The 20,756-nt window shown below is 33.5% G+C and carries 20 protein-coding genes and 2 pseudogenes; 9 read left to right on the top strand and 13 right to left on the bottom strand.

Annotated elements, in window-relative coordinates; all coding sequences use genetic code 11:
- Nucleotides 1-121: 121 nt before the first annotated feature.
- The 3 genes from ADIWIN_RS00010 to ADIWIN_RS00020 all read right to left on the bottom strand — a co-directional run bounded on the left by ADIWIN_RS00010 (nt 122) and on the right by ADIWIN_RS00020 (nt 4,008).
- Nucleotides 122-1,159: a Rossmann-like fold-containing protein gene (locus ADIWIN_RS00010; protein WP_020896487.1), complete on the bottom strand. Its 1,038-nt coding sequence runs from the start codon at nt 1,157-1,159 to the stop codon at nt 122-124.
- Nucleotides 1,160-1,396: 237 nt separating this feature from the next.
- Nucleotides 1,397-2,377, bottom strand: coding sequence for a PLP-dependent cysteine synthase family protein (locus tag ADIWIN_RS00015; RefSeq protein WP_020896488.1), 981 nt, complete (start codon nt 2,375-2,377; stop codon nt 1,397-1,399).
- A gap of 398 nt (nt 2,378-2,775) precedes the next feature.
- On the bottom strand, nt 2,776-4,008 hold the full coding sequence (locus ADIWIN_RS00020; protein WP_020896489.1) for an ABC transporter permease: 1,233 nt from the start codon (nt 4,006-4,008) through the stop codon (nt 2,776-2,778).
- A gap of 8 nt (nt 4,009-4,016) precedes the next feature.
- On the opposite strand from ADIWIN_RS00020, the gene ADIWIN_RS00025 reads away from it, so the two are divergent.
- Nucleotides 4,017-5,294, top strand: coding sequence for an exo-beta-N-acetylmuramidase NamZ family protein (locus ADIWIN_RS00025; RefSeq protein ID WP_020896490.1), 1,278 nt, complete (start codon nt 4,017-4,019; stop codon nt 5,292-5,294).
- Between the two features lie 2 nt (nt 5,295-5,296).
- Here ADIWIN_RS00025 and ADIWIN_RS00030 read toward each other — a convergent pair whose 3' ends face one another.
- The 4 genes from ADIWIN_RS00030 to ADIWIN_RS00045 are packed head-to-tail and all read right to left on the bottom strand — an operon-like array spanning nt 5,297 to nt 8,443.
- Nucleotides 5,297-6,163, bottom strand: coding sequence for a glycerophosphodiester phosphodiesterase (locus ADIWIN_RS00030; RefSeq protein ID WP_235046943.1), 867 nt, complete (start codon nt 6,161-6,163; stop codon nt 5,297-5,299).
- Nucleotides 6,153-6,992: a sterol desaturase family protein gene (locus tag ADIWIN_RS00035; protein WP_020896492.1), complete on the bottom strand. Its 840-nt coding sequence runs from the start codon at nt 6,990-6,992 to the stop codon at nt 6,153-6,155. Before ADIWIN_RS00035 ends, ADIWIN_RS00030 begins: the two co-directional genes overlap by 11 nt.
- A gap of 5 nt (nt 6,993-6,997) precedes the next feature.
- Nucleotides 6,998-7,897 (bottom strand): hypothetical protein, encoded by a 900-nt coding sequence (locus tag ADIWIN_RS00040; protein WP_152487182.1) that lies wholly within the window; start codon nt 7,895-7,897, stop codon nt 6,998-7,000.
- A gap of 51 nt (nt 7,898-7,948) precedes the next feature.
- The gene (locus ADIWIN_RS00045; protein WP_020896494.1) at nt 7,949-8,443 is read right to left on the bottom strand and encodes a YkgJ family cysteine cluster protein; all 495 of its coding nucleotides are present in this window, start codon (nt 8,441-8,443) and stop codon (nt 7,949-7,951) included.
- Between the two features lie 71 nt (nt 8,444-8,514).
- Here ADIWIN_RS00045 and ADIWIN_RS00050 point away from each other — a divergent pair, with 71 nt between their 5' ends.
- Nucleotides 8,515-9,213 carry a class I SAM-dependent methyltransferase gene (locus tag ADIWIN_RS00050; RefSeq protein ID WP_040756040.1) on the top strand — a complete coding sequence of 233 codons (699 nt, stop codon included), beginning with the start codon at nt 8,515-8,517 and terminating at the stop codon, nt 9,211-9,213.
- Nucleotides 9,214-9,536: 323 nt separating this feature from the next.
- On the opposite strand, the gene ADIWIN_RS00055 is transcribed toward ADIWIN_RS00050, so the two are convergent.
- From ADIWIN_RS00055 to ADIWIN_RS00065, 3 genes are all read right to left on the bottom strand, one after another.
- On the bottom strand, nt 9,537-11,201 hold the full coding sequence (locus tag ADIWIN_RS00055; RefSeq protein ID WP_020896496.1) for an amidohydrolase: 1,665 nt from the start codon (nt 11,199-11,201) through the stop codon (nt 9,537-9,539).
- 134 nt (nt 11,202-11,335) lie between these two features.
- Complete coding sequence (locus ADIWIN_RS00060) at nt 11,336-13,066, bottom strand: TonB-dependent receptor (protein WP_020896497.1); 1,731 nt, start codon at nt 13,064-13,066, stop codon at nt 11,336-11,338.
- A 57-nt stretch (nt 13,067-13,123) separates the two neighbouring features.
- Nucleotides 13,124-16,147 carry a tetratricopeptide repeat protein gene (locus ADIWIN_RS00065; protein ID WP_020896498.1) on the bottom strand — a complete coding sequence of 1,008 codons (3,024 nt, stop codon included), beginning with the start codon at nt 16,145-16,147 and terminating at the stop codon, nt 13,124-13,126.
- Between the two features lie 334 nt (nt 16,148-16,481).
- On the opposite strand from ADIWIN_RS00065, the gene trpA reads away from it, so the two are divergent.
- The 7 genes and pseudogenes from trpA to ADIWIN_RS00090 all read left to right on the top strand — a co-directional run bounded on the left by trpA (nt 16,482) and on the right by ADIWIN_RS00090 (nt 20,226).
- On the top strand, nt 16,482-17,252 hold the full coding sequence (gene trpA, locus ADIWIN_RS00070; protein ID WP_020896499.1) for a tryptophan synthase subunit alpha: 771 nt from the start codon (nt 16,482-16,484) through the stop codon (nt 17,250-17,252).
- A gap of 97 nt (nt 17,253-17,349) precedes the next feature.
- Nucleotides 17,350-17,493: a hypothetical protein gene (locus ADIWIN_RS20690; RefSeq protein ID WP_020896500.1), complete on the top strand. Its 144-nt coding sequence runs from the start codon at nt 17,350-17,352 to the stop codon at nt 17,491-17,493.
- 60 nt (nt 17,494-17,553) lie between these two features.
- Complete coding sequence (locus tag ADIWIN_RS00075) at nt 17,554-17,778, top strand: hypothetical protein (protein WP_020896501.1); 225 nt, start codon at nt 17,554-17,556, stop codon at nt 17,776-17,778.
- Nucleotides 17,768-18,220 carry a tRNA (cytidine(34)-2'-O)-methyltransferase gene (locus ADIWIN_RS00080; protein WP_020896502.1) on the top strand — a complete coding sequence of 151 codons (453 nt, stop codon included), beginning with the start codon at nt 17,768-17,770 and terminating at the stop codon, nt 18,218-18,220. The genes ADIWIN_RS00075 and ADIWIN_RS00080 overlap by 11 nt, the downstream gene beginning before the upstream one ends.
- A gap of 194 nt (nt 18,221-18,414) precedes the next feature.
- Nucleotides 18,415-18,998: pseudogene (locus tag ADIWIN_RS20985) on the top strand (YitT family protein); the annotation flags it as partial.
- Between the two features lie 57 nt (nt 18,999-19,055).
- The gene (locus ADIWIN_RS20990) at nt 19,056-19,304 is read left to right on the top strand and encodes a DUF2179 domain-containing protein (RefSeq protein ID WP_235046946.1); all 249 of its coding nucleotides are present in this window, start codon (nt 19,056-19,058) and stop codon (nt 19,302-19,304) included.
- A 262-nt stretch (nt 19,305-19,566) separates the two neighbouring features.
- Nucleotides 19,567-20,226, top strand: a complete 660-nt coding sequence (locus ADIWIN_RS00090; protein ID WP_020896505.1) for a hypothetical protein — start codon at nt 19,567-19,569, stop codon at nt 20,224-20,226.
- Here the strand turns inward: ADIWIN_RS00090 and ADIWIN_RS00095 are convergent.
- From ADIWIN_RS00095 to ADIWIN_RS21000, 3 genes and pseudogenes are all read right to left on the bottom strand, one after another.
- Nucleotides 20,223-20,450, bottom strand: coding sequence for a VF530 family protein (locus ADIWIN_RS00095; RefSeq protein ID WP_020896506.1), 228 nt, complete (start codon nt 20,448-20,450; stop codon nt 20,223-20,225). The two genes, ADIWIN_RS00090 and ADIWIN_RS00095, sit on opposite strands and share 4 nt — an antisense overlap.
- Nucleotides 20,451-20,544: 94 nt before the next feature.
- A pseudogene (locus tag ADIWIN_RS20995) lies at nt 20,545-20,651 on the bottom strand (DUF6500 family protein); the annotation flags it as partial.
- Nucleotides 20,631-20,756, bottom strand: a complete 126-nt coding sequence (locus ADIWIN_RS21000; RefSeq protein ID WP_020896507.1) for a DUF6500 family protein — start codon at nt 20,754-20,756, stop codon at nt 20,631-20,633. The gene ADIWIN_RS21000 and the pseudogene ADIWIN_RS20995, both read right to left, overlap by 21 nt.

Raw genomic sequence — 20,756 nt, forward strand, 5'->3', positions numbered from 1 at the left:
TTTTTTTATGAGCATTTCGATTGCACTCAGTCTGACAGCATCTATTCTGCTATAGTTTTAGCAAGAAGTAATTCGTTTCAATTTTCTCAATCACGTTATACATGTGTCAACACCCAAAGTTCTACTTCTTCACTTTCACGATACTGTGAGTCACGCTTTGTTTTTTCAGATCCTTTTTAACGTTTTTCTTAAAACACTTTTCTAACTGAAACCGTCCACCTTCAGCGATTTCTTGTTCGATAGGATTAGATTTAGCTACTCCTGATATTTGTGCTAAATTAGAGAAGATGAGTACCAACTTTCCATCAGGCAATAACATTTCTTTTGCGGCTTCAAAAAAGTCAGAAAACAGCGTGTCATTATAATAAATAGCTTCATCTAAATTATTTAAATCTCGTGTTTCGGCTAACCAAGGCGGATTAAAAACAATCAATTCGGTTTTATTTTTCCACTTGCCAAAAAGCGATCCAAAATCTAATTCTATTTTTCGAGAGAGTTTAGTATCTCCCATCATTTCTGTTAAACCAATGATAGCATTAGGATTCGTATCTGTTGCAAAAACCTTTTGAAATCCATGCTTTATCATTTGTAATGCTAAAATACCGCTACCAACACCAACATCTATCGCAGACTTTTTAGGACCTGAGTAACGTTTTAACCAATTATCAAACAATTCTAAATGCTCAAAACGTGTTGGGAAGTAAGTACCATAATAAGGATGAATTTTGTTTCGTAATACTGGTATTGTAATGCCATTTGTATACCATTGCCATGCACTGTTTAAACCTTGCACTTGCGGAAGGGTTAGTAAAAAATCACTTGTTTCCGGATATAGTTTTTCAAACCATCCGATAGCAGGAGCTTTCTTTACTAGTATTTGATGGTTTTCAATTTCTAAAAGTATAAGGTTTGAAAGCTTATGATATTCGGCACGATAGGCGCGTTGCTCCTTAAATGATTTATTGGGTAGTTTTTTATTAAGATGCTCTTGTAAACCTTTCAGTAGAACGGATCCATTGTTATAAAACTCAGTAATTAAAACAGGATTACCAGCTTCTAGTACTTTTATAATACTTTTAATATCTTCTCCTCTATTATATATAGTGACATCTTTTAGTGGTAAAAATGGTTCTGGTTTATTTACTTTAAGATCTGTCATTATAGTAGGGCTTCCCTTTTTGGTGAAGGTAGGCAAATGCTTCTGCCAACAATGATGAATTCGGAAATGAATTAAAATAGAATTGCTTACTATTACATTGAAATAAAAGCAAATGGAGACTATTAGCGCTGTCAAAACGGTTGAAACAAAAAAAATCCTGATAATTACATCAGGATTTTTTATTTTTATATAATGAACACTTCGACTTCGCTCAATAGCCAATACGTTAGGAATTTGTTAATCGATATACCCCATCTTACGCATCCAGTCGTCATTGAACATTTTACCAACATAACGACTTCCATGATCGTGAAATAAAACCACAACCACATCGTCTGGTTTAAAATGCTCTTTTAATTGCAGAACACCTTTAATAGCTGAACCTGCTGAATTTCCTAAAAACATTCCTTCTTCTTTAGCTAAACGTTGTGTGTAAACGCAAGCATCTTTATCGGTAACTTTAGTAAAACCATCAATAATATCAAAATCTACATTCTTTGGCAAGATGTCTTCACCGATACCTTCTGTAACGTATGGATAGATTTCATCTTCATCAAATATTCCGGTTTCGTGATATTTTTTAAATACAGAACCATAAGTATCCACTCCCCAAACTTTAATATTCGGATTTTGCTCTTTTAGGTATTTTCCAACTCCTGAAATCGTTCCGCCTGTACCAACACCAACTACAAAATGCGTGATTTTACCGTCGGTTTGTTTCCAAATTTCTGGACCTGTACTTTCGTAATGTGCTTTTGTATTGCTTGGGTTATCGTATTGGTTAACATACCAAGAATTTGGTGTTTCTTCTCCTAAACGTTTCGATACCGAATAATAACTACGAGGATCAGTTGGTTCTACATCTGTTGGACAAACAATAACTTCTGCACCTACAGCACGCATAATATCTACTTTTTCTTTAGATTGTTTATCTGCCATTACAAAAATGCATTTGTAACCTTTTACAATGGCTGCCAATGCTAATCCCATTCCGGTGTTTCCAGATGTTCCTTCGATGATTGTTCCGCCAGGCTTCAATCGTCCATCGGCTTCTGCATCTTCTATCATCTGCAAAGCCATTCGGTCTTTTACTGAATTCCCTGGGTTAAAAGTTTCATATTTAGCAAGTACTAAACAAGGTAAATCTTCCACTAGCTTATTCATCTTTACTAATGGTGTATTTCCTATTGTACCTAGTATATTTTCTGCGTATTCCATAGTTGTTTTTTCGAGGGAGCAAAGTTACGTTAAATGTTGTGTTATAAAAATCCAAAAAAAGTTAAATTCTAATAATCCAAAGCTGTTACACGAAGTTGCACGGAGACATCACAGAGATGCATGGAGAGATTCTTTTAAACTATGGACTGAATATTTTAAATTTAGTATTCTCGCGAAGACGCAAAGACGCAAAGTTGTAATGCAAAAGGTTATGATTAATCTTAAATGCTGTTACACGAAGTTGCACGGAGACATCACAGAGATGCATGGAGAGATTGTTTTTAAACTATAAACTGAATGTTTCAATTAAAAAGCGCGAGCAAAGACGCTGAGGCGCAAAGTTGAAATGCAAAAGCAAATATTAAATCTAGTATGGTTACTGAGGAATTTCCTCATTATTAATCAAATCGAATGGCTTTGACTGGAGAAATTTTAGAAATAATTACAGAAGGAATTAAAAGCATTAATAAACAAGCTACAAATGTGCCTATGTTTAGTAGAAATATATAATCCCAACTGATATAAACCGGAGCGTTATTTACATAATAGGTATCCGGATTTAATGGAAATAGCTTGAAGTATTTCTGCGCAAACAACAAGCCTAAACCTATCGTATTTCCCCATAATAAACCTAAACCAATTAAGTAAGACGCATTATAAAGAAACACTTTTCTAATGGTCCAATTAGAACTTCCTAAGGCTTTTAAGACGCCTATCATTTGGGTACGTTCTAAAATTAAAACCAGTAAGGCGGTTATCATGTTAATACCAGCTACAATAATCATAATAGCGATAATACCATATGTATTGTTATCAAAAATCTTAATCCATTCGAAAATCGTGTAATATTTTCGGGTAATAGACGTGGCGTTCATTAAGGACGGTACCTCTTTAAAGATTTCAACCGTTTTTTCTTCAATCTGAGAGAAATCATCTATAAAGACTTCAAAACTTCCTATTTGATCGGGTTCCCATTTATTGATGCGTTGAATATGCCTTAAGTCTGCAATACAAAATTTTTCATCTAGCTCTTGAAAACCAGAATTGTAAACCCCTACAATTTCATAATTAAGGATGCGTGGCCTATCATTTAAAGGATTACCAAATAAGGTTTGAAATTTATCTCCGACTTTAAATCCTAAACGATTGGCTAAATAATTAGATATTAAAATTTCTTGGTTTATTTCTTTTGTAAAATCGGGGAGTCGGCCTTCAACTAAAAACTCTTTAAAATAGTCCCAATTATAATCGGCTCCTACTCCTTTTACAACCACACCTTCAAAATCGGTTTCGGTTCTAATAACAGCAAACTTCTGAGCCACGCCTTGTATATGCTTCACTCCTTCTACAGCAGCGAAATCTGGATAAAAATCCTGATTAATAGAAATTGGCACTTGTGATTCGTCTGAAGCGTTAGAGTCGTAATTTGCAATTTCTACATGACCATTAAACGCTATAACTTTATCTCTAATCTTTTGTTGTAAACCGATCCCTGTTGCAATGGCAATAAGCATTACAATAATTCCAATAGCAATTGCTGCGATACCAATTTTAATTATTGGTGCCGAAACACTACTTTTATACGTTTTATTGCCAATTATACGTTTAGCTATAAATAACTCGAAATTCACTCTTAGATATGCTTTTAAAGGTTTTCAAAAATACAGTTTTATTCTCTATAATTATTGGGATTTCCGTTGTAACATTTTCATGTGGAAATAGTGTAAAGCGAGACGTTGAAAGCTCTGCTCTAAAAGACTTAGCGGATAACGGTATTTCTACTCCTTATATGGTAAGCAACGAAACCGCTAAACCAATTATTGTTGGAGCCAATAGAACATCTACATATTTACCTTTATTAAAAGGAAAACGTGTGGCTGTGGTTGCTAATCAGACGAGCGTGGTTTTTAAAAGTGAAGGTTATACCCATATTGTAGATTCCTTGTTGAGTTTAGATGTTGATATCAAAAAAGTATTTTCTCCAGAACATGGGTTTAGAGGAACTGCAGATGCGGGTGAATTGGTAAAAGATGGTAAAGATACCAGAACTGGTTTAGCGATTTATTCATTACATGGTAAACATAAAAAACCAACCAAAATACAGCTTGAAGATGTGGATATCATGATTTTTGATATTCAAGATGTTGGTGTTCGATTTTACACTTACATTTCTACATTACATTATATTATGGAAGCTTGTGCCGAACAAAACATTCCCCTTTTAATTTTAGATCGTCCAAACCCGAATGGTAATTATATTGATGGTCCTGTTTTAGAAAAAAAGCACAGTAGTTTTTTAGGTATGCATCCTATTCCTTTGGTCCATGGTATGACCATTGGTGAATATGCAAAAATGATTAATGGTGAAGCGTGGTTAACTAATGAAGTGACTTGTGATATTACTATTATTGAAATGCTTAACTATGATCATAATCGCACCTATAGCTTAGCTTTAAGACCGTCTCCAAATTTACCGAACGACCAATCTATTGAGCTATATCCGAGTTTAGGTTTGTTTGAAGGCACTAATATCAATGCTGGTAGAGGAACAGAATTTCAGTTTCAACGCTATGGAGCACCGTTTTTAGATAAGAATCATTATACGTTTAAGTACACTCCTGTTCCAAATTTTGGATCTAAACACCCAAAACATGAAAATGAAATTTGTTATGGTGTTGATTTATCTAAAGTAAAGGCAGAACGCCATTTTACTTTAAAATATATTATGGATGCTTATCATAATGCTACCGATAAAACCAAAGTATTTAATACGGCTAATTTTACTACGCATGCAGGAACGGCAATATTGCAAAAACAGATTGAAGCGGGTTTAACTGAAGCTGAAATTAAAGGGACGTGGAAAGATGATTTAGACGCCTACAAAAAAGTACGTCGTCAGTATTTACTCTATAAATAAATCTACTGTTTTAGTATTTCAATAAGCTGATCAGGATAGTCCGTAATAATACCATCTACAGCCCAAGACTGCATGAGCTTCATATCTTCTGTTGCGTTAATTGTCCATGGAATTACTTGAAACCCTTTAGCTTGATATGCTTTTACCGATTCTGCTGTCAATAATTTAAAATATGGACTAATAATTTCTGGTTTAAAGGATAACTCTTCAAGTTTTACGTCGATCGTTTCGTTATCTTCTACTAATAAGGCGACCACCATTTTTGGTGATTGCTTTTTAATTTCTTCAAGAATGACAACATCAAAAGATTGAAAATTCACACGACTAAGCATGTCATTTTTTTCAATTTCGTCTAAAACCAATCTAACATAAGCTTCAGGCTGTGGCGTATAAATGCCATAATATGACGTTTCAGATTTAATTTCAATATTAAACTTAACCTCTGAATCTTTAGCTTTAACCAAATCAAAAACTTCGGATAATAACGGCTTGTAAGTCTTTAATTTTTCTTGTTGAGGGTACGTGGGATGAAATTTTAAACCACAATCAAATTGTTTAATCTCATCATAATTCATGTGATATAAATTATAATCTTTTTCTGAGTTATCAGGCAGAACATCTCCTTCAGGATTTAGACATATAATTGGATTCATATAAGGTTCATGAGAAACCACAACCTTATGATCTTTAGAAATTACAATGTCTAATTCTAAAGTATGCACTCCTAAATCAATAGCCTTTTCAAAAGCAGGCAACGAATTTTCTGGCAACAAACCTCTACAACCTCTGTGGCCTTGAATATCAATTTGCTTTTTAGAATTACAACTCATACATAAGATTATTAAGACGATAATAGTATTAGTTTTCATCTGCAGAAAGCGTTGATTTTTCATAGTTCTGAAAAGGTTGTTTTAATAGCTCTTTAATATTTCCATTTTTAACTTCATCTGGAAACACATCCACTCCATAAATCAACTTTTCACGATCCATATACATATAGGTTCCTAACATGCGATCCCAAATACTGAAGATATTTCCAAAGTTTGAATCTGTATATGGCAATCTATAATGGTGATGGATTTTATGCATATCTGGAGAGACAATGACATAGCTTAATGCTTTATCTAAACCTTTTGGCATTTTAATGTTGGCATGCGTAAGCTGAGTAAATATTAGTGATAGCGCTTGGTAAATCATCACCAAAGCAATTGGAGTCCCAACGATAAAAATACCAAGCAATGTAAACGAAAATCGAATGACACTTTCTATTGGGTGATGTCTATTTCCTGTAGTTGTATCTACACTATGATCGGTATGATGCACTAAATGCACCATCCAAAGCGGTTTTATTCTATGCTCTACATAATGCGCTAAATAGGCGCCAAAAAAATCGAGTAACACAACTCCTAGCAACGCATATAACCATAACGGCATTTGCGGCAACCAGTTTATAATTCCAAAATTATTGGCCGTTACCCAATCTGACATCCATAACAGTAAAAATGCCAAAGCAAAATTTATAATTATTGTTGTAAGCGTAAAAAAGAGATTTGGAAGCGCATGTCGCCATTTTTTATATTTAAACTTAAATAATGGAATACCACCTTCTAGCAACCAAAAGAACGTCAAACCACCAACTAAAATAAGGCTTCGATGAGATGAAGGAATGGTTTCAAAGTATGCGATAATACTTTCCAATACAATTAAGAATTAAGATTAATAAGCAGTTGTGCTTTCTTCAAATTTACAGAAGAAATTTTAGATTCCCATAATGCCGCGTTAGTTTCATCATTTAAAATCTTATATACGGTGTAATACAAAAACGCTACAAAAGACTCATTAGTCGTTTCTAAACTTTCTGCATCCATTTTTTTTAATTGCCTAAGTACTTTTTTAGGACGTTTTAATATTAAATACTGCTGAAGGTCTAAAAGCGCTACCCGTTGTGCTAATGCTTGTTGATCGTCAGTTGGCTGTGTCTCAACTAAATTAGAAGCTTCATTTAAATAAATAATTCCTAAATCAATAAATTCTGGTCGAAGTTTTTCTTTCATATATATTGAAAAATCCAGATATTTTGAAGCCAAATAATATGCAGAATAAAAATCCTTTTTAGTGTTGTAACCAATTAACTCAGGTGCAATAAACTCAGTATTTATCGCATAATCATTAATTATAGTTGTGATATTTTGAAAATTTTCAGGATCACTAGAAACATTTAAGATGTTACCGTTAACATCCATTATTTTAATAGAGTCATCATTAAACTTATCAATATATTTTTGTGATCGCTTATCCTTAATATCTTCATACAAATCTGCATATTTATACTCGCTAACAATAACTGGCACAAAATGTTCCCAAACTAAAGGGCTTAGAATTTCGCTTTCAAACAAATTTTCAATAAAAACAGTTTTACCAGTATCATCATTTGCTAAAACACCATAAGGATATTGGGTACTTTCTTCCCAAACCATCAACACCATTTTATTCTGTGTTATGGCTAAGTTTTGAGCAATATCTAAATTGGTCATCCATGCTTGTGAATGTGATAAATTGAAAGCAAATAAGAGAAATAAGAATCTTATAACTAAATTATTCATAGTGTTTTTTTTATCTGTTAAGCATCAAAAATTATTCCGAAAGCAACATTATTATAGCTGAATGCGCTTTTTCATTTCTTCAACAATGTTATATGCGGCCGGGCAAATAGCAACATTCTTTATCGTTAAATTAGAAATCTGTTGAAACTTCTTCCGGTCCGTGTGTGGAAACTCACTACATGCCTTAGGTCGTACATCATAAATAGAACAATAATTATCTGCCCCTAAAAATGTACACGGCACAGATTGCAACACATAATCATTTTCGTCATCTAAGCGCAAATAGGTTTCTATGAATTGCTGTTCTTTCATTTTGAAAAACTTTGAAATCCGTTGGATATCTTTTGGCGTAAATAAAGGCCCTGTGGTTTTACAGCAATTAGCACACTTTAAACAATCTGTCCGTTCAAATTCTTCTTCATGCAACTCTTGCATTAAATAGTCTAACTGTTTTGGTGGTTTCTTTTTTAGCTTGGTAAAAAAGGTTTTATTCTCCTTATGCTTATCTTTGGCGAGCTTAGGAAGATTATTAATTTGGTCTTGCATAAAACAAATTTAATTAAAGTTCTCGATACAATTTATATAAAAATAGAAATCACACGAACTAACCAATGACTATGAGTAAAGACCTCTTTGGAAAAGCCCTATTAGATTATCAGAATGGAAATTATTCTGAGGACATCATAACATCTACAAATATTTCTGATGAAGATGAATTACCGCTTCCTTATTTATTTAGGAATTATTCTGAAATGCCAAAACTTGAGCAAGCAGCATTAAAATTAGCAAAAGGCAATGTGTTAGATGTTGGTTGTGGTTCTGGAAGTCATGCGTTGTGGCTACAAGAACAAAACATCAAAGTAAAAGCTATTGATAGTTCTGAAGGTGCGGTTGAAGTCGCTATGAAACGTGGTGTTTTAAATGTTGAATTGAAACCACTTTTAGAAGAGACCGAAAGTTTTGATACGATTTTACTATTGATGAATGGTACGGGAATTTTCCAAGAATTATCTGAAGTAGCGAACTATTTAAAGCATTTAAAATCACTTTTAAATCCTGATGGTCAAATTTTAATTGACTCTTCTGATATCTCTTATATGTATGAAGATGAAGATGGAGGCATGTGGCTAGATCTTAACCAAGGTTATCCTGGTGAATTAGATTATTTCTTATCGTATAAAGGTGAAAAGGAAGTCCCTATGAAATGGTTGTATCTCGATTTTAAAACCTTGAAAACAGCTTGTTTAACGGTTGGTTTAAAGTGTGAGAAGGTTATGGATGGTGAGCATTTTGATTATTTGGCACGAATATTTTAGTTGTTACACTGGGCTCCTCTGAGGTTCGCAGAGATTCACGGAGCGTTTATTTGTCCGTTTTAAGAATTTTATATAAAAGTTAAATCTAATTTCTCCGTGCGCCTCTGTGCAAAAACCAATTAGGTAAGCATTTTGATGAGTTGGCATGGATATTTTAGGGTGTTGCACTGAGCTTCTCGGAGGTTCGTAGAGAAAATAGTTATCGCGCAAAGACGCAGAGGCGCAAAGTTATATTAGAAAATTGCGTTATATTTTTTTTGCGTTTGAGTCTTTGCGGCTCTGCGACTTTGCGACTTTGCGACTTTGCGAGCTACAACTTATAATTACTGTACCTCACCTCCAACCACAGTCTTCAGAACTTTAATTTTTGGAATTTCATTGGCCTCAACCGTCATAATATCATTATCTAAGATGATAAAATCGGCAAACTTCCCAACTTCAATACTTCCTTTTTCATTTTCTTCAAAATTAGAATAGGCCGCCCAAATCGTCATGCCTTTTAAGGCTTCTTCTCTGCTTAGAACATTTTCCATTTGAAAACCTCCTTCTGGAAACCCTTCTAAATCTTGTCGTGCGACAGCGGCATAAAAGGTTAAAAACGGACTAACTCGCTCCACAGGAAAATCAGTTCCTAAAGCCACTTTACCATAAGCTTCTAATAATTGTTTATAAGCATAAGCCCCTTTTATACGTTCTGCTCCTACTCTATCTTCTGCCCAATACATATCGCTTGTGGCATGTGTTGGTTGTATGGATGGCATGATATTTTTATACAATTCAAAATCCTCAGGTGATACAATTTGAGCATGCTCTACACGCCAACGACGGTCTTCTTTTCCTTCTAACACTTTAGTATAGGTTTGTAACACCGCATGATTAGCAGAATCTCCAATAGCATGTGTATTCATTTGAAATTCTGAATTTGCAATGCGTTCAGCCGATATTTTTAAAGTTTCTAAATCTGTAACTAGCAATCCTAAATGGCCAGGTTTATCTGAATATGGTTCTCTTAACATCGCACCTCGAGACCCTAAAGCTCCATCTGCGTAAAACTTAAACGAACGCACATTTAGGTAATCTGTTTTAGTAACCCCTTTATCTAAAAAGTAATCCAGATTATCTTTAGACGCAGAGACCATGGCATAAATACGCATTTTTAATTCTCCTGATTTCTGAAGACTATCAATAATTTCAATAGCTTCTTTATTTAAGCCTGCATCATCAACCGTTGTTAACCCCAAATCGAAACATAATTTTTGTGCTTCTAATAAGGCATTAGCCATATCATTTCGGGTGGGTTGTGGCCAATGTTCCATCACAAACATTTCCGCATTGTCTACTAAAATACCGGTAAGTTCGCCATTTTCTACAACAACTTCTCCTCCTTCAATTTTAGAATTTACGGTTACATTTCCTAAATCTAAAGCTGCTTGATTTGCTAATATAGCATGGCCATCAATACGTACTAATGCAATAGGTGTATTTGGATAGAGTTTATCTAATAAGCGTTTGTTAGGAAATTCCTTCTCTTCCCAGTCATTTTGGTCCCAACCTCGACCAAAAATAAATTCGTTATTTCTTTCATTCTGAAAATCTAAAACACGTTTTACAACGTCCTCAAAACTTTTTGTTCCAACTAAATCTACAGCTTGTTGGTCTAGTCCTAGACCTAAAAAGTGACAATGTGCATCTATTAATCCTGGTACAATAGTTTTGCCTTCGGCATTAAGTGTATCGTTAGCTTTATATGTATTATCTATTTCAGAGGTCGTACCAACAGCAATTATTTTTCCATCTTTTACAGCAAATGCTTCAGCTTTACTAAAGCTATCATCAACCGTATAAATATTGGCATTTGTGACAATTAAATCAGCTTGTTGTTTATCTTTTTCACAAGAAAACATAGCACAAATAGCGATTAACACCACTACCTTTTTACTTCGTTTAATACAATTTGTAACTGCGTGATTGTAATACTGAAATTTCATGTATTGTTGGTTTTGATATATGTAAAAATAAGAAAAGCGCTCCAAATTGGAACGCTTTTGATTTTTTTAGTCAATTTAAAAAGATTACTTCGCTGCTCTCGCAACGACGGAACACTAATTTTTAGTGCTTACTTTTAAAAGTCAAATTGGTAAGTCGCACCTCCAAGAAGCTGTATGCCTTGCACAGGGAAATTTGACCAACGGTTATAATTTTGACTCGCTATGTTATTCGCTTTAACGAAAAATGATAATTGATCATTTGCTTTATAACCGACATGCGCGTTAGCATCAAAATAACTATCTAAAGTAACTGCTGTAGTGGTTGTATTCAACGGATTCAAAATATCAAAATAAGTACTTTGATCTTCACGTTCACCAACAAAGAACATACTTGCTCCTGCAAACCATTGTTCTGAAATTTGATAATCTAAAAACACAGAGGCTGTAAGATCCGGTAAATTCCAAGCTTCAGATTCGTTATCTGTGCTATAACCAAAGTATTCCCCTTTTACTCCTAAAGTAAAGTTTCTATTTAAATCTACATTCAACTCACCTGCCACAGAAAACGTAGTCACATCATCGTAAGCGACAAAAAATGAATTACCATATTTATATTCTGTTAAGGCATCACTCGGCACATCATTGGATTTGTATAAGGCTTTATTCTTTTCAGAACTATAACTTCCTTTTAAGCTATAGCCAATATTACGAGAAAGCTTCCCCTTAGCACCTACAAACATTTTGTACTGCTGATCTGTTGGAGTTACCAAAAGTGTTGGTGATACAAATGGATTTTCGTTTACAAAATCGTAATACGAATTCTGAATTAGATCGCCTTTAAGTCCACCAAATGCAATTAAGATCTCATCCACCAATCGGTAAGACGCTTCTATGTTTGGATAGATAAAAAATTTATTCTCACTAAATTCTGTGTCGTTAAGGTAGGCTAATTTCACACCTAAATCAATTGTTAAATCATCTTGTACCAATTGATACGATGGTGCAAATCCAAAAGTGACATTCCCGTAATTAATTTCACCAATATTAGAATAATCGCGATCGAAAGTCCCACTAATATAATCTATAGAAAACTCTGATTTAATAACAGCATCTTGTACCACAAAATCAAAGCTAGTCTTAGCAACTAATCTGTTTTCAGCAGAATCATGGTTATCTCCAAAACGTCTAAAACGAAGACTTGCGTCTTTAACAATAGCGTCTTCAAAATCAATTTTACCACCAACATACAAGTCGTTATACGTCTGACCTGCATCAATACCATCTAAGTCACTTTCATCATAAAAATCTTGAGGCACACCATACCAATTATAGGTTTGTAAATTAAAACCTCCATCAACTTGCCATGTAAAATCTCTATCGCTCTTTTTATAATAAGCGTTTAACTTGGTTTTCGAAAAATTATCATCCAAAAGCACATCATCAATACCTCCTTGAGACGAATGGTGACTAAAATAACCACCGACATTTTCATCTCTACTCAACTCATGGTTCAAATAAACTTCACCCAAAATTGTGGTATAACTTCCAAATCCTAATGAGGCATAATTATCATATAATTTTATTGCCTTGGCTTTGTCAACCGTTGCTGCTTTACCTTTTGCTGGTGTAAATGTTGAAGCCACAGGAATTGAGAAAATATTGTACTTAATTTCCTTTTTCTTCACGGCATTAGAATCGTTCAACTTTGGATTATCTTTAATTTTAAAGGCATCCGAAATTGTTGGAGTATATGGTTTTATAACGTTAACCGTTTGGTCTCCAATAGTGTCTTTGGTACGTTCTTGAGCATAACTAAATGTCAGACTCAAAGTAAACATTGCTAATCCTATATATTTAATTTTCATGTGTATTAATTTGATTGAAAATAAGTTTAACGCTAATTAAATTGTCTTGTTGCTTTATTAATTATCGTCTGTTTCGATTGATGAATTCGTCTTCGCTTCTTCTGCTTTTATTTTATTTAATTCTACTTTGGCTTCACTTACAACCTCTGTAAAATCCGGGAAGTTACTAATCACACTTTCTAAGATATAAGTCGCCTGAAACGCATCTCCTAAAGCATAGAAGTTCTTAGCCATAACCACCAATCCTTTTGCACTAAACAATTTATAGCTCCCATAATCCTTAGCTAATTTTTGAATGGTTGTATTTGAGGCTTCGTAATCACCAGCTTTGTTTTTAAAATAACCATTGTAAAATAAGGCTTCTGCTGCAACGCTTCCTGTCGCTATTTTTTCAACTTCGGCATAAGCTGTTTTTGCTTTGGCTTCATTACCTGTTTCAATCGCAGAACGTGCAATCGTTAATTTAGCATCACTCTTAACTTTGTTATCTAATTTTGAATTGCTCAATACTTTTTCAGCATAGCTTTCTGCCTTAACGTAATCTTCGGTTTGGTAATAGGCATTCATTAAATTCGATTGTGCATAAACCACATTCTGAGGATAATCAGCTTCTTGCTCTAAACGTTTTAATACCGGAATAGCTTTTTCCCAATTAGAAGTGCTTAAGTAAATCTCGGTAAGCTTCACAATAGCTTGTTCTGTGTACCCACTTTTTGAAGCCTCAACAACCGCCTTATAATGTGGTTGTGCGTTATCTAATAATTCTTTTTTATAGTACAATTGCGCTAAATAAAAATGTGCTTTTAGATTATGAATCCCTTTTGGAAACTGCGTCAAATAGTTATTAAACTGACGAATGGCTTTATCGGTTTCATTATCTAAGTATGGCTTTTCTGCTGCTAAATAGGTAGTATTATCTAAGTCCACATCAGAAATCTCAACATAATCTAAAGTCCTTACCCAAGTTGCATATTCATCTACTTTACCTAAATCGATATAAATTAAACGTACTGTAGACACTGCCTGAACCGCTTCACCAGAACCCGGAAAATCAGTCGCTACTTTTTTAAATTTCGTCAATGCTCGCGTGTTATCATTGCCGTTATAATACACTAAACCTTGACGCAATAAGGCTTTAGAAGTAAAGGCACTTGTTTTGTATTCAGAATTTAAGCGATCATACGTTTGCATGGCTTTGTCTGTGTCATTAGATTTTACGTACGAATTTGCTAATTCATACATCGCGTCATCTCGTAATGCCGATTTAGGATATGTATTTATAAAAGACTGTAATGCTGAAATCTTATCAGAACCTTTTCCTAAATACCCTTCGCTCATAGCGACTTGAAACGCTGCGTAATCCGTTTCAATTTCATTAATCTGAATGGCTTTTTTATAAGCAGCAATAGCATCGTTATAATTACTAGACACAAAATAGCCATCTGCCAATCTTAAATAAGCGTCGTTTTGGCGCAATTTGTCATTTGATTTATTCTTAATGAATTTCTCAAAATAGTTTGAAGAATTCGTATAGTCTTTCAATTTAAAATACGTGTACGCTAAGTTGTAATTTAGATTTTCATTTTCTGCTAAACTTGAAGATTCACTAAAACCATTAAACTGCTTAAACCCAATTAAGGCATCGTTATAATTACTTAAATTATATTCCGTTTCCGCTTTCCAAAAGGTCGCTTTAGCCACAAAAATAGGGTCTCTAGGTTCTTTTAGCGATCCATTAAAAAGCGCTAAGGCTTCGTTATACTTATTCTCATTATATAATTCCACCGCTCTAAAAAAGGCCACTTTTTGATAAGCCGCTTTGTTTTCAAAACTGTTCTTCCCTTTTAAAAGCTCTAAGGCTTCCTTATAATTTTTTGATGTGATGTATGAATCTATTAATAAGGTTTCAACTTCATCTTTGTAATTTGTGTTTGGATATTGCTTTAAATATCCTGTTAAAACCTGAGGAACGGATTGGTATGGATTCCCAATATCGTAACTAATCTTAGCGTAATTTAACCACGCATCTTCTTGAATTTTTAAATCAAAATCCATTTGTGATGCATTTCTAAACGCGTTTAATGCTTCTTGCTTTTTCTCTAAATTAATATAACTCTCACCTAAATGGTAATAGGCATTCTGAGCGACTGGATTATCTCCTCCTATAATTTTATTGAATTCTGAAATGGCACTTTCAAAATCATTTTGTTTGTAGTACGCATACCCTAATTGGTAATAATCAGTATTATTCCACTTTCTATCTTTCCCTTTATATTCTTTTAAATACGGAATCGCTTCGGCATACTTCCCAAGGTTAAAATAGCTTTCACCAATAATTTTAGATAATTCAGATTTTTCAGCCGCATTACTTTTTGGTAATTGTGCTTCGGCAAGCTCTATGGCTTTTTCAAACTTTCCTAATTTGAAATTTAAATCAGCCTGATAATAAGACAACTTCTCTTTGTACTTTTCGTTATCGCTAACTTGATCAAAATACTCATTTGCTTTATCGTAGTCATCACCTTGATACGCCATAAAACCAATGTAGTACTTCGCTTGCGAGCCGTATTCTTTAGAATTTACAACACGATTAAAATACTTAGTTGCTTTTTTCTCGTCTTTAGTTGAATATAAGGCATAACCATAATTAAAATTGAAACGCTCTTTCTCTGCTTGAGCCATATTACGTTCGTCAACTTTATCGTACCATTTACGTGCATAGGCATATTTTCCGTTGTTGAAATAATAATCGGCAACATCTAAAAATGCGGTATTTCGTTTGGTACTTGTCGGATAATCTTCTACAAATTCTGTAATAAGATTATCGGCATTATTTTGATTTAAACGCACCGCACAATTCGCTATATAATAAGCGCAATCGGATTCTATTGTGGCGTCGTTTGTATTTAACTTTACATCGTCAAATAAAGTTTGAGCTGCTTTAAATTGATTGTTATTATATAAAGTCAATGCCTTTTGATAATCTTGAAACTCATTGGTATATATCGCAGATTTTTGCGCTATAGCAAGTGAAGAAAATACAAGAAAAACGATGATTAATTGTTTTTTAAAGAACATCATTTGTTGAGTGTTTTATTGATGATTTTATGTTGTGGCAAATATAATTCAATACCAAATCTATAACGATAGAAAACGCTTATAATTATACACGGAGTTATTAAATATTTATTTTCAGTTGCTGTCTATAGGTATTCGCAAGTAAAACGGTCAGCAAGCCATTATAGAAGTTTATTACGACATTGGGAGATTCGATTTTTAAGTTCTATTTTTACAGCTCGTAAAATCAGTGCTTTTATCCATGATAACCACTGATTTTTCTTATAATTGATTTTATACATCCTAACCATTTCTGAACATCAGAAAACTGCAGAATTGGTTGATAAAGACCTATATTTTGAATAGAATAAACCAAAAATTAAACGAAAGCCATAAGCTATTATCCATCTATTTTACAGCTGGCTATCCGAATACAAACGATACTGTTACCATTATTGAACGCTTAGAAAAAAATGGTGTCGATATGCTAGAAATAGGCTTACCGTTTAGTGATCCACTTGCTGATGGGCCAACCATACAAGCCAGTTCTACAGAAGCTTTAAAAAATGGCATGACAAGCGAATTGCTATTTGAACAACTCAAAGACATTCGGAAAACGGTATCCATTCCATTGATCATTATGGGCTATTTTAATCCGATGCTACAATATGGTGTTGAAGCCTTCTGTGAAAAATGCCAAGAGGTTGGAATTGATGGACTCATTATTCCTGATTTACCTGTAGATGTTTACCATTCAGAATACAAATCTACATTTGAAAAATATGGTTTAATTAATGTCCTTTTAATTACGCCTCAAACGTCTGAAGAACGCATTCGTTATATCGATTCTGTTTCTAACGGTTTTATTTATATGGTAAGTTCTGCAAGTGTTACAGGAAGTAATTCTGGCTTTGGCAATACACAAACCGATTACTTTAAACGTATTGCAGACATGAAATTAGAAAACCCTCAAATTGTAGGTTTTGGTATTTCCGATAATGAAACCTTTACGCAAGCCACAGCATATGGAAAAGGAGCTATTATTGGTAGTGCTTTTATTAAGCATATAACAACAAATGGTATTGAGACTATTGATAAATTCATTACGTCAATTCGTCCTAAGTCTTAAACGATTTTAACATTTGTCTTAGATATTTTGTGAAAGCCTTGTGAGAGAAAGGATTTTAAGTTTTTTATATTATGATGAATCTAAAAAATGATAAATCATGGGAATTATAAAAGACAGTAAAAAATTTAAAACAACAAAAACTCAAACAAACCCAACAAATCCAACTGGCAATGTAAATCAAGTAACAAATGAGTTTGACATTGACAAAAAAACAATAAAAGGTCAGCAGACCAAAAAGTAATTATTAAAAACAAGAAATTGTAAAGTCTATTCATATCTTTGAATAGACTTTTTTTATGCTATGAAACTACTTAACGATTGGCGAATTATAATCCTGTTGTGTCTAACTTTAGGTTTAGCTCCATTTTTTCCGGAGCCACATATTTTAGGTAAATTAAAGTGGATTGCAGGAGGAGCAAACGGAATGACTTTAAAAGATTGGTTTGATGTGGTTTTTCACGGCTTTCCATTTATATTACTAATACGATTAATTATTGTAAAATTAACACGAAAAAATGTCGCTTAACATCGTCCTTATAGAACCCGAAATACCTAATAACACTGGTAATATTGGTCGTTTAGCTTTAGCTTCAGGATCAAAATTACATTTAGTAAAACCATTTGGATTTGAAATTGACGATAAACGTTTAAAACGTGCAGGACTCGATTACTGGCAACATTTAGAAGTTATCTATTACGATAATATCGACGATTTCTTCTCAAAAAACAAAGACGCTAAAATGGTGTTTTTATCTAGTCATGGTACCAAATCGCATTGGGACATAACCTTTGAAGATGATATGTTTTTAGTTTTTGGCAAAGAATCCGTGGGTTTACCAAAACCTTTAATTGAACGTCATAAAACACAACTTTTCAAAATTCCACTGTATAGCGAATCTATCCGAAGCTTAAATTTAGCTAATGCTGTGGGTATTATTGTATATGAAGGCTTAAGGCAAATTAAATAGTGTCTTCAACTTTACAAAAGACACTTTCCTTTTATTTCATGACTAAATAGTACGTATTTAAATCTTGAGGTCTGATTCAAGAATAATCAAGATTAGTTCGTGTTAAAAAAAAATTCAATTCTGATAAATAAAAAACGTAAAACACATCCGTTTTAAATGGTTTTTGTAACTTTTCCTGAATTAAAATCTAAACATTGAAACATTCAAAAACCTATAATTTTTTTTCTGAATTTGGTCAAATCACCCTTGGTATTATTTTAGCCAGTATTGGTTTAAAAGCCTTTTTATTACCCAATGGTTTTATGGATGGAGGCGTTACAGGTATAGCGCTATTGGTTAATAGACTAATTGGAGTAGATATTTCATTACTCTTAGTCATCTTCAGTTTACCCTTTTAATTTTGGGTTACTATACGGTTTCCATACGGATTGTTATAAAATCTATACTTAGTATCCTCGCCTTTGCTTTATTAATTCATTTTGGAAATTATGATACCATTACGGACGATAAACTCCTTATCTCCATTTTTGGCGGTTTATGCTTGGGTGGTGGTATTGGCATCGCCATTAGAAATGGTTCCGTTTTAGATGGCTCGGAAATTCTGGGAATCTACCTTAATGATAAATTTGGACTAAGTATTGGTAGAGTTATTCTTATGTTCAACATTATATTATTCAGTATTACTGCAATGGTGGTTTCAATGGAAGTTGCGCTCTACTCCATTCTTACATACATCGTTACCGCTAAAGTGACCGATATGACTATTGAAGGTTTTGAAGATTTTATTGGTGTTACTATAGTTTCTAATGAATACGCAGACATTAAGCACGCCATTATGATTGAACTAGGTGTAGGATTAACCACCTACAAAGGTTCTAAAGGATTTGGTAGTAATGGACCTCAGCAAGATTTTGATATTATTCACACCATTATTAATCGTATAGACATCAAAAAAATGCATCGCATCATTGAAGAAATAGACGAAAACGCTTTTATTGTTGAGTTTGATGTAAACAATGTTAAAGGTGGTGTATTACGCCACTATCTAGATAAGAAAAAAGGCAAAACCTTAGGGAAATTATGAAACATCCATAACCAACTTTACTTCATTATGTCAATATTAACATGGATGAACCATGTGACCATTGAAAAACAGTAGAAATAAACACATGAAACGAGCATGTTCTAAATTCTATCACTCAAGGAAATGATAAATAGCGAACAGCATGTGTCCAAAATAAAGAATAAAGAAAACACATGAAACGAGCATGTTCAAAATTTTATCACTCAAGGAAATGATAAACAGCGAACAGCATGTGTCCAAAAAAAGCAATAAATCATAACACATGAAATACCACATTATTATCAATAGCGTAAAAACAGTTGACGCGCTAAAAGACGCTTGGACAAAAGAAGACTATATTTTTTTATTAGAAAAATTTGGTATAGAAGACTCAAGCGAATCTTCAACTTCAGAATTATTAGAATTATTGTTTATGGCTATTTCAGATTTTGAACCTGAAGAAGCCGCAGCTATAATCTTAGATTACAAATTAGCTGATCAGCTTAATGAAAATCAGATTGAGCAAATTTCGCACGAAATGTTACTCGATAAAATATCTGAAGAATATGCTGATATTACTTTACATCATCAACTCTTTAATATCAACCAATTATTGCATAAAGCTTATAATGGAACATTTCCAAATGCAAAAGCGACTGTAGTTGAATTTGAAATCACACCCAATAAAGATATTACTAAAGAGGTCGTTTTAAAAGCGTTTGATAAAACTTTAGCCAATAACAATGTGATTAAAAGACTCTTTTCAAATCATCTTGCAGGACAAGAAGCGTTTGATGAAGCTGAATCTATAGTTTGGGATTTAACTTCGATTGGTGAGAACTCTTACACTTTAACAACTTCCGAATACTGGATGAGTAGAGACGAATTTAAAGATGCAGAGTTTGACTCAACAGTAGTTGAGTTTGAAGACGAAGAGGACTAATTTTTATTCTTTTTTAAATAGTCTAAATACATATCCTCAACCTTGGTTCTTGCCCAAGGTGTGCGTCTTAAAAACTTTAAACTCGATTTCACAGATGGATTTTCCGTAAAACAGCGAATGTTTATTTGATAGCCCATATATTCCCAACCATAATGCGTTTGCAGTTCTGTAATAATCTGCTCTAGCTTTACTCCGTGAAGTGGGTTATTGGGTTGTGATGACATCGTTTTTATTTGTCATTCCTGCGAAAGCAGGAAACTGTCTTTTTTTTAATACTTAAGTGGATTCCTGCCTTCGCAGGAATGACAACAGAATTAATTAGTCTTGCACCAATTCCTTAATCTTAACCGCTTTTTCAAAATGATCTAACTGATGGGTTTTAATCCACCAAATTGCAGCTTCCATTAATAATTCTGGATTGTCATTTTATTTTTAAAGAATGCATAAAATGAAATACCAACATTAGTACCTTTTTGGGCAATCTTTTTATCGCAAACCGCTATGATTTTATCCTTTAAAGCTGAAGTCAT

This window comes from Winogradskyella psychrotolerans RS-3, from assembly GCF_000427335.1.
Lineage (GTDB): Bacteria > Bacteroidota > Bacteroidia > Flavobacteriales > Flavobacteriaceae > Winogradskyella > Winogradskyella psychrotolerans.